Origin of the sequence: Deinococcus deserti VCD115 (assembly GCF_000020685.1) — a bacterium.
GTDB classification, from domain to species: domain Bacteria; phylum Deinococcota; class Deinococci; order Deinococcales; family Deinococcaceae; genus Deinococcus; species Deinococcus deserti.
Window position 1 is genome coordinate 509,912 of sequence record NC_012526.1, and the last position, 17,589, is coordinate 527,500.

The window sequence follows — 17,589 nt, forward strand, 5'->3', positions numbered from 1 at the left end:
TATCTTCGCCCACATGAGCCCCGGGCCCGCTTCCACCTCGCCTTTATTTCCTGACCTGCGCCTGCCCACCGTCGCTGCCCTTCTGCGTGAAGGAGCGCCGAAGTGGCAGGCGCTTGGCGTGACCCGGGTGCGGGTGTTCGGATCGGTGGCCCGTGGCGAAGCTGACAGGTCGGCCGATATTGATCTGCTGGTGGATTTTGAACCAGAGGCCAGAGTCGGGCTGCTTCATCTGATGCAGGTCAAGGCTGTGATGGAGGATCTGCTGCGCCGCCGCGTGGACATCATGACCGAGGGCGCCCTGAAAGCCCCTCTGCGGGGAGAGATTCTGGCTGACGCTGTGGACGTTACCCAGGTGCCGGACCCGGCGCCACATTCTCACCGGGAGAAGCGCTGGCGCTGGAGGGTGTTTGATCTGCTTGACGCCATTGACCGCATTGGCGCCTATACCTCGGGTCTCTCGATGACCACCTTTCTGGCCGATGAACGTACCCGTGACGCGGTGCTGCGCAATCTGGCACGGCTGGGGGAGACCACCAAGTTCATTCCGCAAAGCGTTCAGGACCGCACCCCGCAGGTGCCGTGGGCGTACCTGCGCGATATCCGCAATGTGGTGTCGCACGACTATTTCGGCATTGATCCGGCGCTGGTCTGGCACAGCGCAAGAACCGAACTGCCGGCGCTGCGCCCAAGCCTGCAGGCGCTCGCCGACGGTGGCCCGGACTGGGGTGACAACGGGCGTGACAGGCCCGGCACGTAGTTCATGATTCCACCCTGTGGAATAGGCGCAGCCTGATGACAGCAAAGCCGCGCACTGCTGGCGCCGCTCCGAAACAGTGCGTGACAGTGCATACACGACCAGGTCTGCCTGTTTGGCCGGTGTGGCAGAACGAGACAAGGTAACCCTGACTCACGCCGGGAGAACTACTTTTGGATGCACTCCAGGTTTACGATCACCCTGGTCTTGCGGAACAGCAGGTCCCCGAACTGGGCGCCCGGCAATGCACTGGGATCCGAGGTCGGTGTATAGGTTTCGCCGCGGCTGGAGAGGACATCAAAGCTCTGCACAGTCCGCCCGGGCTGTTTGTCGCAAATGGCGGCAAAATCAACGTGAGCCTGCTCACCGGAACTCAGCCGGCCAGCTTCCGGCCGGGTGGCCTGTTCGCGTCCCAGAGGTGTGACGGCGTAGTGCACGAACGATTCGGCGTGGCCGACGTTGCTTAAGGTCAGGGTGTCGCGCACGGTATGCATGACCTTGGCCTGGTAATTCAGGTCATGTCCGGGCAACAGACTCAGCCCAGCGGGCCGCCGCAACCGTATGTCTGCCTGGGCCTGCGGCAGCGCGCTGGTAGGTCGTGGCGTTACCACATCACGTGGTGCGGCGCAGGCGCTATAGAGCCGCCCCCTCGTCAGTGGCAGGTCCTGGCCCGTACCCTGAAACGCCGTATGCCCGACTCTCAGGTCGCGCCAGCTGGACCCGGTGAAGGTGTAGTCGCCACTCAGGAGCCGGAAATTGCCCTTTCCGGGGAAGGCGATGGTGGTCATCACCTTGTACACCTGATCCTCGCCGCTGGCTTTCCAGCCGCGCGCCAGTGGATGCACGATCGTGCGGGTCGATACGCCAACCTCCCCGACGCGGGTCAATACGCTGCCGGTCAGACGGAATTTCACCCAGCTGCCGGTAATGTCGAGCGTCAGCTGATCGTCGCGCTGCACGGACATGCGCAGATCAACATCCTGATTGCCATCCAGACGGTAGACAAAGACCCGCCCCTGGGCATCGGTCTCACGGGGAAGGTTGCGGGTTCCACCACTGCCGGCCACGGCTATAAACGGTATCCAGCTGCCGTCATAGTTGACGTACACTCCTGCGTCGGCCGCCACGCCTTCCCTGGGCTGGCCACCCAGGTAGATGTAGGGAAAAGCCGTGGGCGTTGCCCGAACCGCTGGCAGATGTGCGGTGCCTCCGACAAAGTTGACTGCTCCGGTGCGCTCCGGGTCAGTCTGAATGCGCAGGTAGGGGCCGCTGGGCTCGTTGCGGCAGGTCAGGTACGTGGCCTGTGCTGTCTGGTCCGCGTGGCCCGGTTCACTGGCCTGTGTGGCTTGGCCCAGGGCAGCTGCGTCCGTGTTGTCGGTGCCGGGCTGATTCTGGAAAACACCAGGATCTATCCCGATTTCTGGCAGAGGCGCCTCACCCTCTTCCAGGCTGGGTCTGTCAGCTGGGGCATTCCACGTGGCTGAGCCCTCTGAGATTTCCTGCGGGTGGAGGTCGGCTGTGGTGGCCTGCGGCTCGCTCTGTCCGCAGGCAGCCAGCAGTAACGTCAGGGTCAGACAGGTCGGGGACAGAAACCGGACGGTGCGCAGGCGGTCAGGCATGGAAAAACTCCTTTATGGCAGAGGCCAGCAGGGCACAGGACCCCGGAGCGGGGGCGGACAGTTTCGGGTATGCCCTCCGAGTGTAGGCCCCGGTCGTCAATTGCGCTGCCAGAAATTTCCGCTTCGCTTATGGTTGGGGCTGCTGTCGTCCGGCCTGATACAGGAGAGGCAACTGGAAGCTCTTAAGCGTGTTGGTTGCTGGCGCTTTGGCCTGGCTGCTCAGGTCCAGGGCAAGCCTGAACGCGCCTGCCAGTAAGCGGTGGGTTCATAGGCCAGAGCCATCAGCTGCTCCTGGTGCACGGGAGTCAACGACAGGTGCAAGGCACCCAGATTGTTCTCCAGGTGTTCGGGGGTGGTGGCCCCGCTCAGAACCACATCGGCCCAGGGCTGAGTCAACGCCGCCGCCAGAGCAACGGCGTCCGGGGTGGCGTTCTGTTTGTCGGCGAGCTCAGCCAGCACCGGGGGCACATCACCATGACCCGTCAGGCCTCTGGCGGTCAGGCGCCCGTTGGCCACGGCCTCCTTGATCACCACGGCCCAGCCAGCCGCGTGCGCTTCAGCCAGGGCCGGGCCAGCTGAGGGTTCCAGCAGATTCCAGGTGGCCTGCACCACGCTCAGCGGGTTCAAACCCTCTACCTGCAGGGCCATCGCGCGGCGCAGCGTGTCGGCCTGCCGGGGGCCGCTTGTGCTCAGGCCCACCCGGACGCCCGCTGCATCCAGTTCGGCCAGCCGCGCCAGCACAGCCTGGTCCTCCAGTACCCCAGTGTCGAGCGTAGCCGAGTGAATCAGGTAGACCTCCGGCCGGCGGCCCAGGGCCTCCAGAGTTTCGGGCCACTGACGCTGCAGGGTGTTCAGGCTGTGGTCCTTGACCTCATGGGTATCGGCATCGGTGCGCCAGCCAGCTACGTAGGTGTACCCCCACTTGCTGCCCACCACAGCCGAGTGTTCGCGGTCGCGCAGCCACTCACCCAGGAACGCCTCGGCCAGTCCGTAACTGCGTGCGGCGTCGAAATACCGCATGCCCGCAGCCCAGGCAGCGTCGAGCATGCAGAAAGTCCGCTGACGCATGGCCTCTATATCCTTGGCCGCCCCCAGATCCTGACCGTGCCCAAGATTGATGTAACCGGGGCGGCCCAGGGCAGCAAGTCCCAATCCCAGACGGGGAGCGTCAGCAGGTAGCAGGGTGTTGCGCATAAGCCAGTATGGCCTGCCTACCTGGCTGTGCCACGCGCGATCACGTCTAGATTTCTGCCGGCCACGTCAGAATTCCGACAGGAGGTGTGTGAATAATTAGGTCACTTAAAGAAACCCTTCATGTTCTAGTGACGGGTCCAGGGAGAGTGTATGGACGAATCAGGCAAATCTCTAAAAGCCACTTCTTTTGATCCCGCCGATCTGATTCGTGACGAAAACGGCGAGCTGTACCACCTGCCTACTCTACGGGCTCTGTATGCGGCTGGCCGTCTGGCGCAGGGAAGCGCCGGTTTTGTTCTGCTTATGCAGCACGCCGCGCTTCATCGTCCTCGTCTGATTGCCTGAATCGGGGAGGTTATGGGCACCGGACTCTGAAACAGAGTCCGGTGCCGCGTTTATTGCCAGGATCAAAGGCTGAGCGCAGGCTGGTCCGTGCGGCTCCTCGGAGCTCGGCAGTCACCGCGGGGTTCAGAGCCAGTTCCAGTTGCCCGGCCAGTTCAACGGTCCACTTCACCGCTTCCGCATAGGCAGGGTGCAGTTCGTCTATACCGGCGGTGAGTCGTGCATACCGGGCGAGAAGCTCTGGCGGCAGGCGCTGTTCAGCCAGCCGGGCAGGGCTGAGCCAGTAGGTGGTCTGACCGGCGTTCAGGCCAGCCGCAGCAGACTGCCCTGTACCCACCACAGCAACTCATGAGCGCGCACCCGCTTGCTAGCGCATTTATTTATCACCCCGAAGCGAGGAAACGAGGGCCGTACCCGCTTTCGGGCTTGACCCGGCCCGGCGGGAGTGGCACACTCGGAAGCGTCACCAGGGGTGCCCACGTCTAGGCTTTAGCAGCCGAAAGCGGGGCTGAGAGGGCCTTTTTTACGGCCTAACCCTAGGAACCTGATCTGGTTCATACCAGCGGAGGGAGAGTGACAGGTGCGGAAACGATGGATACCGCCCTCCTCCGAAGTTGCTTTGGGGGAGGGTGATTTTTTGGATCAGCAGACAAGGCGGGCCCCTGGGTTTTTTGGCGACCAGGTGCGGGCTGCCCCTGATGCGTTGAGCTGACATCCGAGTGAACTTGTCTGAACGGGCCGCCTCCGGGCGCGCCACCCGTGTCCTTGCCCTTTGGCCCGCGTGCCGCCGCACCGGCCCCCTGGAGGTCCCATGTCCGCACCTGTATCCCCCCCAGCTTTAACCACCACGCCCTTTCCAAACAGCGAAAAGCAGTACCTGAGCGGGTCTTTGCATCCACAGGTTCGTGTTCCCATGCGTGCTGTTCACCAGTCCGCCACCCTGGAAATGGTGGGTGGGCTGAGCCGCAGGACCCCAAATCCGGCGGTGCTGGTGCCCGACACCAGCGGCCCCTATACCGACCCGGCGGTGAGCATTGATCCTCGCCGGGGCCTTCCGCACGCCCGGCCGTGGCTGGCCGCGGACGCGCGGCTGGAAGTTCAGACCGAGCGCCTCTCGGCCCGCCTGGACGGCACGGGGCCGCTTCCGTTTCCGGCAATTCCAATGCCCCGACGCGCCCGGCAGGGGCAGAGCATCACTCAGATGCAGGCCGCGCAGCGTGGGGAGATCACTCCGGAAATGGAGTTCGTGGCCCTGCGCGAGAACCTGCGCCAGACCGAGGCTTTCAACCTGAACCACCAGCACCCGGGCGAAAGCTTCGGCGCGGCCATTCCCCGTGTGATCACGCCTGAGTTCGTGCGCTCTGAAGTCGCGCGCGGACGTGCGGTGATTCCCGCCAACGTCAACCACCCTGAACTGGAGCCCACCATCATCGGCCGCAACTTCCGGGTCAAGGTCAACGCCAACCTGGGGACCAGCATCGTGACCAGCAGCATCGAGGAAGAGGTCGAGAAGATGGTCTGGGCCACCCGCTGGGGCGCCGACACGGTCATGGACCTTTCCACCGGAAAATACATCCACCAGACGCGCGAGTGGATCGTGCGGGGCAGCCCTGTTCCCATCGGCACCGTGCCGATCTATCAGGCGCTGGAGAAGGTGGGTGGCGTGGCTGAGGACCTGACCTGGGAGGTGTACCGCGACACGCTGATCGAGCAGGCCGAGCAGGGCGTGGATTACTTCACGGTGCATGCGGGTGTGCGGCTGGCACACATTCCACTTTCGGCGCGGCGGCGCACCGGCATCGTGTCGCGTGGCGGCAGCATCCTGGCCAAGTGGTGTCTGGCACACCACCGCGAGAACTTCCTCTACACGCACTTCGCCGAGATCTGCGAGATCATGGCTTCCTACGACGTCACCTTCAGCCTGGGGGACGGTCTGCGCCCGGGAAGCATCGAGGACGCCAACGACGCCGCGCAGTTCGCTGAGCTGGAAACCCTGGGGGAACTGACCCGGGTGGCCTGGGAGCACGGGGTCCAGACCATGATCGAAGGTCCTGGCCACGTCCCCATGCAGCTGATCCGCGAGAACATGACCCGTCAGCTGGAAGTGTGCCAGGAAGCGCCCTTCTACACGCTGGGGCCGTTGACCACCGATATCGCGCCGGGCTACGACCACATCACCAGCGCCATCGGCGCGGCGCAGATCGCGTGGTACGGCACGGCCATGCTGTGCTACGTCACGCCCAAGGAACACCTGGGCCTGCCCGACCGCCAGGACGTGCGCGACGGTGTGATCGCCTACCGGATCGCTGCGCACGCCGCCGATCTTGCCAAGGGACACCCCGGCGCCCAGGCACGCGACAACGCGCTCTCGCAGGCGCGCTTCGAGTTCCGCTGGGAAGACCAGTTCAATCTGGCACTCGACCCGGAAAAGGCCCGTGAGCTGCACGACGAGAGCCTCCCGGCCGACGCGGCCAAAACGGCTCATTTCTGCTCGATGTGTGGCCCACACTTCTGCTCCATGAAACTCAGCCATGACCTGCGCGCCGGCGACATTCTGGCTGGTCTGGAAGAAAAAGCGCGCGAGTTCCGTGAAGGTGGCTCGGAGATCTACCTGGACCGTCCTGCCGGAGAGCCCGAAGAGGTCACCGCATGACCCGCCCGCTGGGCCGGCTGTATCTGGTCGCCACGCCCCGACCAGGGCAATCCGAGGATGACTTTGTGGCGCGGGTGGAAGCGGCGCTCGACGGCGGCGTGGATACGCTGCAGCTGCGTTGCAAGGCGGACTCTCCGGCGTATGGCGAGGCGCGCGCAGTTATCCGGTTGGCCGGTCGGCTGCGTGACCTGGCGCACGCACGGGGGGTGCCGCTGTTTATGAACGACCGCGTGGACATCGCGGCTGCCAGCGGTGCGGACGGTGTTCACCTGGGTCAGGAGGATCTGCCTCTGAGCTGGGCGCGCGCGCTGGCGCCAGGGGTGCAGGTGGGCCTGAGTACCCACGCTCCGGCGCAGGCGGCGGCGGCTGTCGCGCAGCGACCGGCTTACTTTGCCGTTGGTCCCGTCCACACCACGCCGACCAAGCCCGGACGTGAGGCGACTGGCCTGGAGTATGTCAGACACGTGGCGGCGACCCACGGGGAAGCGCAAACCGGAATTCCCTGGTATGCCATCGGAGGTGTGGATCTGGGCAACGTACAGGACGTGCTTGCTGCAGGGGCCACCCGCATTGCGGTGGTCCGCGCTGTGCTCGACGCCCCTGACCCGGCCAGGGCGGCCGCTGCGTTGTGCTCCGCTCTGGCTGCCCCAGCTGTTCAGGAGGTCGCCGCGTGCAGGTAAATGGCCAACCTCACCCTCACCGCCCCGGCCTGACCCTGCACGCCCTGCTCCGCGAGCTGGATGTGCGCCCCGAGCGGGTCGCGGTCGCGGTCAACGATGACTTCTACCCCGGCGCCCGGGTGCCGGACCGCCCGCTGGAGCCCCGAGACACCATCGAGATCGTCCGCATTATCGGAGGAGGCTGAGATGACGGTTCACCATGACCTTCTGACCATCGCTGGAACATCGTTCCAATCACGCCTGATGCTGGGCACCGGCAAGTTTCCTGATCTGCATGTCATGCGAGATGTGCTGGAAGCCAGCGGCACCGAAATCGTGACGGTGGCCATCCGCCGCGTGGAACTGGGCGCGCCGGGCCATGTGGGGCTGCTTGACGCCCTGGACCTGGACCGCTATCAGCTGCTGCCCAACACGGCCGGTTGCCGCACGGCCGAGGAGGCCGTGCGGGTGGCGCGGCTGGCCCGCGCCGCCACCGGAGTGAGCTGGATCAAGCTTGAGGTTATCCCCGACGCGCGCTGGCTGCTGCCTGACCCGGTAGGTACGCTCAGTGCCGCACGGACCCTGGTGGATGACGGCTTCACGGTGTTGCCCTACATGCAGCCCGACGCTGTACTGGCCCGGGCGCTGGAGGAGGCGGGCTGCGCCACCGTCATGCCGCTGGCGAGCCCTATCGGCAGCGGCCGTGGCCTGCGGACCGGTGAGCTGCTGCGCACCGTCCTGGACGGGGCTGGCGTCCCGGTCGTGGTGGACGCTGGCCTGGGAGTGCCCAGCGACGCAGCCCAGGCCATGGAGGCCGGGGCGGACGCTGTGCTGGTCAACACCGCCATTGCAGAAGCGCGTGATCCGGTGGCCATGGCCCGGGCCTTCGCGCTGGGGGTACAGGCGGGGCGTCTGGCCTTCCTCGCGGGCCGCATGACCGAGCGTGAACACGCTAGCCCCAGCAGCCCGGCGGCTGGCGTACCCCGCCTGCCTGACCCTGAAATGCCCGACCTGACCGGGCCGGTGCACACCCCCGTATGAGCATCATTGTGGTAGGGGGCGGCCTGATTGGCTCGGCTGTCGCCTTCACGCTGCGTGATGCCGGACTGGAAGTCGAGGTGCTCGACGCCCATCTGCCCGGTGCCGGATGGCGCGCGGCAGCAGGCTTGCTCACACCGGACGGTGAACGCCTTGCCGGCACACCGCTGCATGCCAGCGCATTGGAAAGCCTGAATCTCTGGCCGGAATTTGCCCGCAGTCTGGAAGCGCACAGTGGGCAGAGCGTCCACCTGCGAACCGGGGTCTTCCGGCTCGGACCCGTTCCGGAAGTGGGTGAAGGTCCTCACGGGCTGACCCGCTGCACCCCTGGAGAGGGCCGGCTTCATCCGGCCAGTGTGGTGAGCGCGGCCCTGACCGGAGTCAGGGTGACGCGTGCCCGGGTGCTGGCTTTGCGCCCGGACCGCCGGGGCGTCAGCCTTCAGACAGATGCCGGTGACCGGGGGGGCCGGCTGGTGGTGCTGGCGACCGGCGCGTGGAGCAGCGCGTTTGGTCTGGACATCCGTCCGGTTCAGGGGCAAGCCCTGCTGCTGGAGGGAGGAAACGATCACCCGGCGGTGTACGGAACTCGCCGGCGCGGTCACGGGCCACACGGCTATGCGCTGGGACGTCCGGACGGTCTGTATGTGGGAGCCACGGCGCGTCTGTCCGCCTCGGTGCAGCCCGATTCCTGGGCACGCCGCTGGTTGCAGGGCGCCGCACGGACTCTGGCGCCGACCTGCTCCGGTCATGCCGTCCTGAGTCAGCTGGTCGGGCTGCGCCCGGTCACGCCGGACGGTCTTCCGCTGGTGGGTCCGCATCCCACCCTGCCAGGGGTCGTGGTGGCCACTGGTCATGGCCGGCATGGTGCTCTGCTCGCCCCACTGACCGCAAGGCAGGTGCTGGCCCTGGTCCGCCAGGCTCTCCCGGAGGCCGCATGAGCCTCATGCCGGTGGCCCTGACCATCGCGGGGTCCGATTCAGGCGGAGGAGCCGGTATTCAGGCGGACCTCAAGACCTTCGAGGCTCACGGGGTGTACGGCACGTCCGCCATCACCCTGATCACGGCGCAGAACACCCTGGGAGTGCAGGCGGTGCAGACCCTGAGCCCGGACCTGGTCGCCGCGCAGATCAGGTCGGTTCTGGCCGACTTTCCGGTTGCGGCCGTGAAGGCCGGCGCGCTGGGTAACGCTGGGGTGGTGCGCGCGGTAGCTGATGCGCTGCGGGGGCGCGGCCTTCCCCTGGTCGTGGACCCGGTGCTGCTGGCCAAGAGTGGCGACTCCCTCCTGGACCCCCAGGCGGTGGATGCACTGCTCGAGGAACTCCTGCCCCTGGCCACTCTGGTGACGCCTAACCTTCCGGAGGCAGAAGTGCTGTTCGGCGCATACATTCCCTATAACCTGCCGCTGCTTCTCAAAGGGGGGCATGGCGAAGGCGAGACCCTGGTTGACGAGCTTCGTACGCCCCAGACCGGGTTGCGCCTCGAGGCGCCCCGCCAGCACACCCGCCATACGCACGGCACCGGCTGTACGCTCTCGGCTGCCATTACCGCCAATCTGGCGCGGGGGTTGCCTCTGCTGGTCGCGGTAAGCGAGGCCCACGCCTACGTGCAGGCGGCCATACAGGCCGCGCCGGGCCTGGGTTCGGGCCACGGTCCCCTGGGGCATGCTCACGCCTGTAGGGGCCAGATCCGCCGTCTATAAGGTTGGTCTGCCTCCTGGCCGGGCGGTCTTTGTAACCGTAACCTCGCGCTCCATTGTGGCTTCGGGGTACACTGAACCTAACGCCCGTTAGGCAACCCGTGTCTACCCTGGAGGAGTCCACATGTCCCAGACCCTGCCCCCCAATGAAACGGCTGAGCAGCACGCCGCCTTCAACGCCCGCATCGCCCGTGGGGAGAAGATCGAACCCGGCGACTGGATGCCGGCCGAATACCGCCGTCAGCTGATCCGCATGATTTCCCAGCACGCCCACTCGGAAGTGGTGGGCATGCTGCCCGAGGGCGAGTGGATTACCCGCGCCCCTACCCTGAAGCGCAAAACCATCCTGATCGCCAAGGTGCAGGACGAAGCCGGGCACGGCCAGTACCTGTACCACGCGGCCGAAACCCTGGGCGCCACCCGCGAGGAGATGCTGGGCGCGCTGCTGAGCGGCAAGGCCAAGTACAGCAGCATCTTCAACTACCCCACCTACACCTGGGCAGACGTCGGCATGATCGGCTGGCTGGTGGACGGCGCGGCCATCAAGAACCAGACCATGCTGGCAGGCTGCTCCTACGGCCCCTATAGCCGCGCGATGGTCCGCATCTGCTCGGAGGAAACCTTCCATCACAAGCAGGGCAAGGAAATGATCGTCGCCTACGCCCAGGGCACGCCCGAGCAGCGGCAGATGGCGCAGGACGCCCTGAACCGCTGGTGGTGGCCGGCCATGATGATGCTTGGGCCGCATGACGCCGACAGCCCCAACAGCGGCGCGCTGGCCGGCTGGGGAATCAAGCTCAAGAGCAACGACGAGGTCCGTCAGGAATTTATCAACGAGCACGTGCCTGAGCTGCTCGAAGCTGGTCTGACCATCCCCGACCCGGACCTGCATCAGGACGAGCAGGGCAACTGGAAGCACGGCCCGATCAACTGGGACGAATTCTGGGCCGTGATCCGTGGTGAGCAGGGCCTGAACAAGGAACGCCTGAGTGCGCGCCAGCACGCCCATGATGACGGCGCCTGGGTGCGCGAAGCGATGCAGGCCTACGCCGCCCGTCAGGTGGGGCAGGCAGCCGACTGATGACCGGTTCAGGACCCACCTCTCCAGCCGCGTCCGATACCCAGTGGCCGCGCTGGGAGGTTTTCAAGCAGGATGCCCCGGGCCGGCCCTATCAGGCGGTCGGCAGCGTGCATGCGGGTGACCCCGATCACGCCCTTCTCACCGCCCGGAACGTATTTGTGCGCCGCCCGGCCGCCATCAGCCTCTGGACTGTACGCGAGACCGACCTACTGACAGCAACGCCCGAGGAACTCGGCGCCCAGCCGGACCTTCTGACTACCCCTGGCGAGACCGGCACCTATCACGTGGGGATCAAGCGCACCAACAAGCGTTCCATGACGTTCGTGGACCTTGTCGGCACGGTAGAGGCGTCGGGGCCCGGAGACGCACTGAGGCAGGCGCAGCTGATGCATCCGGACGCCCTGACGTGGCTGGTCTTTCCGGATGCTGCGGCCGCCCGGACGGATGACGATCCGGGCACCATCGAGAGCTGGTTCGCGCCCGCCAAGGAAAAAACCTACAAGCAGCAGCAGTATTACGGGGTAATCGGCCGGCACGTGGGCGAACTCAAGCGTGAGGGGCTGATGCCGGGCCGGGCCACCGAGGAAGCCAAGTCATGACCACGACCCAGCCTGAAACCCTGAACCTGACCCCCGAAGTGCGCGCCGCCCTGATCGAGAAGCTCACTGCGCTGGCCGACGACGAGATCATCCTGGCGCACCGTGACAGTGAATGGACCGGTCATGCGCCCATCCTCGAAGAGGACATCGCGCTGGCCAACATTGCGCAGGACGAGCTGGGACACGCCACCCTGTTTCTGGAACTGCGGCGGGAACTCGACGGCAGCGACGCTGATCAGCTGGCGTACTTCCGGGACGCCTCAGAGTACCGCTGCGCACGGCTGGTCGAACTGCCCAGGGGCGACTGGGCCCTGACCATGCTGCGTCAGTTCCTGTTCGATGCCTACGAGGCGCTGTGGCTCGACGCAGCCCGCGGCAGTACGTACGCCCCCCTCGCGGAGGTCGCCGCCAAGGCGGTGCGCGAAGAAAAGTTCCATCTTCAGCACAGTGCCTTGTGGGTCGAGCGCCTGGCACTGGGGACGGACGAAAGCCGCCGGCGCACCGAGCAGGCCCTGAATGGGTTGTGGCCCCATGTCGGTCAGTTGTTCGTGCCGCTGGCCGGGGAGGCGTCGCTGGCAGCGGCTGGCCTCGTGCCGGACTTGGATCAGGTGCGCGTTCGCTGGGAGAACTTTGTGACCTCCCACCTGAGGGGCAAATGCGGTCTGGAGTTGCCGGTCATACCGGAAGGCACCCCGCCCGGCCGGGACGTTCATACCGAGCATCTGTCCGTCCTGCTTTCGGAAATGCAGGCTGTGGCGCGCGCACACCCGAACGCCGAGGTCTGGTAACGCCATGACGGCCCCGCACGTCACGCCCGAACAGGTCTGGGCCGCGCTTGCCACAGTGCCTGACCCGGAAATCCCGGTGGTCTCGGTGACCGATATGGGCATGGTGCGTGACGTGTCGGTAGACGGCGGTCACGTCACGGTCACCTTCACCCCCACCTTTTCGGGCTGCCCGGCGCTGCACGTGATCCGCGAGAGCATAGGCGAGGCCGTCCGTGCGTTGGGTGTGCCCGAAGTGGAGGTCCGCAGTACCCTTACGCCCCCCTGGACCACTGACTGGATTCAGGAGGACGCGCGTGAACGGTTGCGGCAGTACGGCATTGCGCCTCCCGCACCGGCCGGTGACAGCCCGCTGATCACCCTGGAGGCAGACCCCACCCGCTGTCCACGCTGCGGCAGCCTGAACGTCCGCATGACCGCCAGCTTCGGGCCCACGCTGTGCAAACGGCTGTTCGTCTGTGACAGCTGCAAGGAGCCTTTCGAAGGCTTCAAGAGCGTCTGAGGCACCGGACCTTTTTCAACACGGTGGGCCGAGCTTGAAGGGCCCTTTTTTTAAGGAGTTTGCATGACGACCCTGTCCACTGAGATCCTGCGCCCCGCTTCCTACGTGTATGGCACCTGGCATGCCAACGCGGACGGTCAGACCCTCCTTGACCCCGTGTATGGTCGCCCCGTAGCCGTGATTTCCAGCGAGGGTGTGGACTTCGCTCAGGCGTTGCAGTACGGGCGTGAGGTGGGCGGCCCCGCAATCCGCAGGATGACCATGCACGCCCGCGCCCGGGCCCTCCGGGCGCTGGCCACCTACCTGATGGAGCGCAAGGAGAGCTACTACACCCTGAATCTCCTGACCGGAGCGACCCGCCGTGACGGCTGGGTGGATATCGAGGGGGGCATCGGAACGCTGTTCAGCTACGCCAGCATGGCGCGCCGTGAACTGCCCGACGAGCGCTTTGTTCCAGAAGGCAAGGTCGAGCAGCTGGGCAAGGGCGGCACGTTTGTCGCGCGGCACATCCTGGTTCCGCGCGAGGGTGTGTCGGTGCAGATCAACGCGTACAACTTTCCGGTGTGGGGCATGCTGGAAAAGCTCGCTCCTGCGTTCCTGGGCGGCATGCCCAGCCTGGTCAAACCCGCACCGCAGACTGCGTACCTGACGGAGCGGGTCGTGCGCGACATCATCGCCTCGGGGCTGTTGCCTGAAGGCAGCCTGCAACTGGTGACCGGTGATCCCGGCAGCCTGCTGGATCACGTGCAGGAGCAGGACATCGTGGGCTTTACCGGGTCAGCCGCCACGGCGCAGAAGCTGCGGGTGCATCCGAACATCGTGGGGCGCAACGTGCCGTTCAATACCGAGGCCGACAGCCTGAACGCCAGCGTGCTGGGCCTGACCGTGCGTCCGGAAGATCCGGAGTTCGCCCTGTTCGTCAAGGAAGTCGCCCGTGAGATGACCGGCAAGGCCGGGCAGAAGTGCACCGCCATCCGCCGGCCCCTGGTGCCGCGCCACATGGTCGAAGCTGTGGTTGCCGCGCTGCGTCAGGAACTCAGCAAGGTCACACTGGGCGACCCTGCCCGGGACGACGTACGGATGGGCGCCCTGGTCAGCATGGATCAGCGCGAGCGCGTGCGGGAGACCCTGCAGGCCCTGCAGAAAGAAGCGCGCATCGTCATCGGTGGTCAGGAGCGTGAGTTGCTGGGCGGAGACCGCGAGAAGGGAGCATTCCTGGACCCGACCCTGCTGCTGTGCGATTCGCCGCTGACTGCCACAGGGCCGCATGAGCTGGAAGCGTTCGGTCCTGTGGCCACGCTGATGCCGTACGACACCCTGGAGGAAGCGGCCCTCCTGGCCCGTATGGGCCGGGGTTCACTGGTGGCCAGCATCGTCACGCATGACCGCACGGAAGCCACCGAACTGGTCATGGGCATGGCAAGTGCGCACGGCCGCCTCTTGATCCTGAACAGGGTCAATGCCAAAGAAAGCACCGGGCACGGCAGCCCCCTGCCGCAGCTTAAGCACGGCGGCCCAGGTCGTGCCGGGAGCGGTGAGGAGATGGCCGGCATAGCGGGCATCAAGCACCACATGAACAAGGTGGCCGTTCAGGCTGACCCGACCATGCTGGCCACCATTACGCGCGAGTACGTGCCGGGGGGCGAGGTGCGCGAGGACGGCGTGCATCCCTTCCGCAAGTCCTTTGATGAAATCCAGGTTGGTGACAGCCTGCTCACGCACCGCCGCACGGTTACCGAGGCGGACATCGTGAACTTCGCGAATGTGTCGGGCGACCACTTCTATGCCCATGTGGACGAGATTGGCGCCAGGGAAGGAATTTTCGGCCGTCGGGTAGCGCACGGGTACTTCCTGCTCAGCGCAGCAGCCGGACAGTTCGTCAGTGCGGCGCCCGGCCCGGTACTGGCGAATTACGGCTTGGAGAACCTCCGGTTCGTGGAGCCCGTCGGGATCGGCGATACCATCCGCACCCGCCTGACCTGCAAACGCAGGATCCGCAAGGATCTGCGCCCAGGCGAGACCCGCGCGACAGGTGTGGTCGAGTGGCATGCCCAGATCACCAACCAGAACGACGCTCTGGTGGCGACCTACGACATCCTCACGCTGGTAGAGCGGGCGCGTGATGCGTTCGATCCGCAGCCGGAGCCCCTGACGCCACTTGGGGAAGCCAGCTCCGCTGAGGCCTGACCAGTCTGTCGTGGTGGCGGACGTCCAGTCTGGGCGTCCGCTTGTTCATGCCGGGCACTGCCTTTCCCAACGGGGGTCTCTAAAGAAGAGCCTTATCCGGTCCGATGAGAAGTCCGCGGGAGGCAGGCTAGGTTGTGCCTGGATGGTCCATGCGGAAGACCTGCACCCCGCGCCACAGAGGGGAAGCAGTCAGTAGGCAGGAGTGGGACCAGTGTGACACTGGGACCGGACCACAGGGCGCCGAAGTGAGACTGGCACCACCGGTCCGAGGGGTCCAGGAGGGTTCATGAACGTAACAGACCTGATGCAGACGTATTTCGGGGACGCGGAGACCGAACAGCTGGGCCGCGCCGCAGGTCTTGACCTGCTTTCTGCGCAACGTGCCCTGGGTGTGGGAGTGCCGCTGACCCTGGATGCTCTGGCTGATCACGCCGCCTCTCCAGCAGGTCAGACGCATGTCGCTGAAGCTATCGACAATCTGCCGCGCTTTGGCAGTGTGCAGGAGGCTCTTGCCGAGGCCGACGGGGCTGCCAATCTGCAACAGGCCGGAGAGTTTCTGAGCCCGGTGCTTCTGGGGGGCCAGGACGAGCGGATTGCCGCGGCGGCCACCGCCTCGGCAGGTCCGGCAGCATCGCCCGACGGAGTTCGGCGCCTGCTGCAGATGACCCTGCCGCTTCTTCTGAGCTTTCTGGCCCAGCGGGGGCTGGGACGGACGAACATGGGCCTGCTGCGCGACCTGCGCGGCGGTGTACCTGGGGCGGCCACTGACGCTGCCCCTGTCATGACTGCCAGATCAGTGCCACAGGCGGCCCCTGCTCCAGTGGCAGGAGTTTTGAGCGCCAGCGTCCTGCTGGACCACATGAAGGCGCAGTTCAGCGGTCAGAACGCAGAGCGAATCGGTGCGGCGGCCGGGTTTGGAGGCGGCGCACAGCGGGCCACGCTGACGACCCTGCCGGTGGTCCTCAATGCCCTGGTCAACAAAGGCCGGACCGAAGCCGGGGCGGCGGATCTGATATCCCAGGCCCGCAGTTACTTGCATCTGACAGACGCCGACGGGAATCTCGACCTCTCATCGCTCGATGACCCGGCTGAAACAGGACGCCTTGAAGTTCAGGGACGCGGCCTGCTGACGGGCCTCTTCGGTAACGTCAATGAGATAACTGGCCGCCTGGGAACTGCCCTGGGCGGAAGTGGAACCAGTGCGGGGCGGCTGCTGTCATTGGTCACGCCACTTGCTCTGTCGCTGCTGGGCAGACGGGCTCAGGCGGCAGGTCTGAATGCTGAAAGGCTCAGCGCCGTACTGGGAGGGCTGAGCGGGAGTAGCCTGGCTGGTCTGCTTCCAGCTGGACTTACGGGTCTGTCCTCCCTGTTGGGCAACGCCTCCGCGGCCGCGGTTGCTGCCGCGCCTGCAAGCAGCGCTGCGCCTATCCACACAGCTCCGGTGGCGGCATCTACACCTGCTTCACACGGAAGCTCAACCTCTACGACCAGCACTGACACGGTTGCTGTGTCCCGTCGGCGTGGCTTTCCCTGGTGGCTTATTCCCTTGCTGCTTCTCGTGCTGCTTGGCGGATACTGGCTCTTGCAGACTCGTCAGGGCACCACGACCCGCAGCACCACCGATACAGCAACGACGACCGGTGCCATCACAACAGACGTCGTGGTCGAGAGTCCGGTGGCCGGCTCGACGATACCCGCTGCTCCCTTTACGATGCGTGGAACTGCTCCGGCCAGCACAACAGTATCCATCCGTGAGGGAGAAGAAGAGGTTGCCCAGGCCACGGCTGACCCAGAGGGCCGCTGGAATACGGACATGCTTATGCCTGCTCCCGGAGAGCACACCTACTCTGTCCAGGCGGGAGATGCTTCCAGTGAGGTGCGGGTCAACGTGGTTGACGCCGCTTCCATCAGCACAAGGTCAAATACCGATACCGGCACGGAAACCGATGAGACGGACACGGCGGCTGACGACTCGGCTCAGTCAGACTCTGCCGGTCAGAGTCAGGACGGAGATACGGAAACTCAATCCTCTGCCGATACCACTGCAGGAACAGCGGCGCCCATCACCCCTGCTGAGTCGCAGGAGTTCGAGACGACAGATCCTGCGGGTGAGGAAACGTCAGATTCTGTGCAGCCGGCTGGCACGGGCGACATGACTGTTATTGGTCCAGCCACCGGAACCACGCTTCCGGCGGGAGGTTTTACCCTGCGTGGCACGGGCGCCCAGGGCCAGGAGGCTGAACTGTTCGAGGATGACACGAGCCTGGGGCGGGTCACGGTAGGGGAGGACGGCCGCTGGAGTTTTGATGTGCCGAGTCCGTCTGCCGGGCCCCACACCTACAGCCTTCGGAGCCAGGACGGGAACGAAATCGCCAGCGTGCGGCTCACGACCAGCGCAGCTACGGCTGGTGCCGCGACTGCGGACTGCACGGAAGACTTCAGCCTCAGCATTGCGGATGGACAGACGGTCAGTGAGCCGT

Annotated in this window: 17 protein-coding genes and 1 riboswitch (1 of these 18 running past the window's edge); of the genes, 14 read left to right on the forward strand and 3 right to left on the reverse strand. The window is 65.6% G+C overall.

The features are described from left to right. Positions 1 to 13 precede the first annotated feature (13 nt). Positions 14 to 757, forward strand: a complete 744-nt coding sequence (locus DEIDE_RS02540; RefSeq protein WP_012692400.1) for a HepT-like ribonuclease domain-containing protein — start codon at positions 14 to 16, stop codon at positions 755 to 757. Between the two features lie 164 nt (positions 758 to 921). Here the strand turns inward: DEIDE_RS02540 and DEIDE_RS02545 are convergent, their stop codons facing one another. Both DEIDE_RS02545 and DEIDE_RS02550 read right to left on the reverse strand, forming a co-directional pair. Next, the gene (locus DEIDE_RS02545; RefSeq protein ID WP_012692401.1) at positions 922 to 2,373 is read right to left on the reverse strand and encodes a hypothetical protein; all 1,452 of its coding nucleotides are present in this window, start codon (positions 2,371 to 2,373) and stop codon (positions 922 to 924) included. Positions 2,374 to 2,592: 219 nt separating this feature from the next. Then, positions 2,593 to 3,567 carry an aldo/keto reductase gene (locus tag DEIDE_RS02550; RefSeq protein ID WP_012692402.1) on the reverse strand — a complete coding sequence of 325 codons (975 nt, stop codon included), beginning with the start codon at positions 3,565 to 3,567 and terminating at the stop codon, positions 2,593 to 2,595. 150 nt (positions 3,568 to 3,717) lie between these two features. On the opposite strand from DEIDE_RS02550, the gene DEIDE_RS02555 reads away from it, so the two are divergent. Beyond that, the gene (locus tag DEIDE_RS02555) at positions 3,718 to 3,912 is read left to right on the forward strand and encodes a hypothetical protein (RefSeq protein ID WP_041226999.1); all 195 of its coding nucleotides are present in this window, start codon (positions 3,718 to 3,720) and stop codon (positions 3,910 to 3,912) included. Positions 3,913 to 3,922: 10 nt separating this feature from the next. Here DEIDE_RS02555 and DEIDE_RS02560 read toward each other — a convergent pair whose 3' ends face one another. After that, positions 3,923 to 4,249: a hypothetical protein gene (locus DEIDE_RS02560; protein WP_041227001.1), complete on the reverse strand. Its 327-nt coding sequence runs from the start codon at positions 4,247 to 4,249 to the stop codon at positions 3,923 to 3,925. Positions 4,250 to 4,367: 118 nt separating this feature from the next. Then, a riboswitch (TPP riboswitch) is annotated at positions 4,368 to 4,498 on the forward strand. A 222-nt stretch (positions 4,499 to 4,720) separates the two neighbouring features. Between DEIDE_RS02560 and thiC the strand changes: the two genes are divergently transcribed. From thiC to DEIDE_RS02620, 12 genes are all read left to right on the forward strand, one after another. Next, positions 4,721 to 6,562: a phosphomethylpyrimidine synthase ThiC gene (gene thiC / locus DEIDE_RS02565; protein WP_012692403.1), complete on the forward strand. Its 1,842-nt coding sequence runs from the start codon at positions 4,721 to 4,723 to the stop codon at positions 6,560 to 6,562. Then, the gene (gene thiE, locus DEIDE_RS02570; RefSeq protein WP_012692404.1) at positions 6,559 to 7,242 is read left to right on the forward strand and encodes a thiamine phosphate synthase; all 684 of its coding nucleotides are present in this window, start codon (positions 6,559 to 6,561) and stop codon (positions 7,240 to 7,242) included. Before thiC ends, thiE begins: the two co-directional genes overlap by 4 nt. Then, positions 7,233 to 7,427 carry a sulfur carrier protein ThiS gene (gene thiS / locus DEIDE_RS02575; RefSeq protein ID WP_012692405.1) on the forward strand — a complete coding sequence of 65 codons (195 nt, stop codon included), beginning with the start codon at positions 7,233 to 7,235 and terminating at the stop codon, positions 7,425 to 7,427. Before thiE ends, thiS begins: the two co-directional genes overlap by 10 nt. 1 nt (position 7,428) lies before the next feature. After that, on the forward strand, positions 7,429 to 8,262 hold the full coding sequence (locus DEIDE_RS02580) for a thiazole synthase (protein ID WP_012692406.1): 834 nt from the start codon (positions 7,429 to 7,431) through the stop codon (positions 8,260 to 8,262). After that, positions 8,259 to 9,197, forward strand: a complete 939-nt coding sequence (locus DEIDE_RS02585; protein ID WP_012692407.1) for an NAD(P)/FAD-dependent oxidoreductase — start codon at positions 8,259 to 8,261, stop codon at positions 9,195 to 9,197. Before DEIDE_RS02580 ends, DEIDE_RS02585 begins: the two co-directional genes overlap by 4 nt. After that, positions 9,194 to 9,958: a bifunctional hydroxymethylpyrimidine kinase/phosphomethylpyrimidine kinase gene (thiD, locus tag DEIDE_RS02590; protein ID WP_012692408.1), complete on the forward strand. Its 765-nt coding sequence runs from the start codon at positions 9,194 to 9,196 to the stop codon at positions 9,956 to 9,958. The genes DEIDE_RS02585 and thiD overlap by 4 nt, the downstream gene beginning before the upstream one ends. Positions 9,959 to 10,079: 121 nt before the next feature. Next, a complete protein-coding gene (gene paaA / locus DEIDE_RS02595) occupies positions 10,080 to 11,036 on the forward strand; it encodes a 1,2-phenylacetyl-CoA epoxidase subunit PaaA (RefSeq protein ID WP_012692409.1) in 957 nt (318 codons plus the stop codon). Beyond that, complete coding sequence (locus DEIDE_RS02600) at positions 11,036 to 11,635, forward strand: phenylacetic acid degradation protein (RefSeq protein ID WP_012692410.1); 600 nt, start codon at positions 11,036 to 11,038, stop codon at positions 11,633 to 11,635. The genes paaA and DEIDE_RS02600 overlap by 1 nt, the downstream gene beginning before the upstream one ends. Then, on the forward strand, positions 11,632 to 12,423 hold the full coding sequence (gene paaC / locus DEIDE_RS02605; RefSeq protein ID WP_012692411.1) for a 1,2-phenylacetyl-CoA epoxidase subunit PaaC: 792 nt from the start codon (positions 11,632 to 11,634) through the stop codon (positions 12,421 to 12,423). Before DEIDE_RS02600 ends, paaC begins: the two co-directional genes overlap by 4 nt. A gap of 4 nt (positions 12,424 to 12,427) precedes the next feature. Then, a complete protein-coding gene (gene paaD, locus DEIDE_RS02610) occupies positions 12,428 to 12,922 on the forward strand; it encodes a 1,2-phenylacetyl-CoA epoxidase subunit PaaD (protein ID WP_012692412.1) in 495 nt (164 codons plus the stop codon). Between the two features lie 63 nt (positions 12,923 to 12,985). Then, entirely contained in the window at positions 12,986 to 15,109 is a 2,124-nt protein-coding gene (gene paaZ, locus DEIDE_RS02615; protein WP_012692413.1) for a phenylacetic acid degradation bifunctional protein PaaZ, read from the forward strand. A gap of 286 nt (positions 15,110 to 15,395) precedes the next feature. Then, positions 15,396 to 17,589, forward strand: the 5' portion of a protein-coding gene (locus DEIDE_RS02620) for a DUF937 domain-containing protein (RefSeq protein WP_012692414.1). 215 nt of this gene lie beyond the right edge of the window; 2,194 of the gene's 2,409 nt are visible here — the first part of the coding sequence; the start codon lies at positions 15,396 to 15,398; its stop codon lies off the right edge, out of view.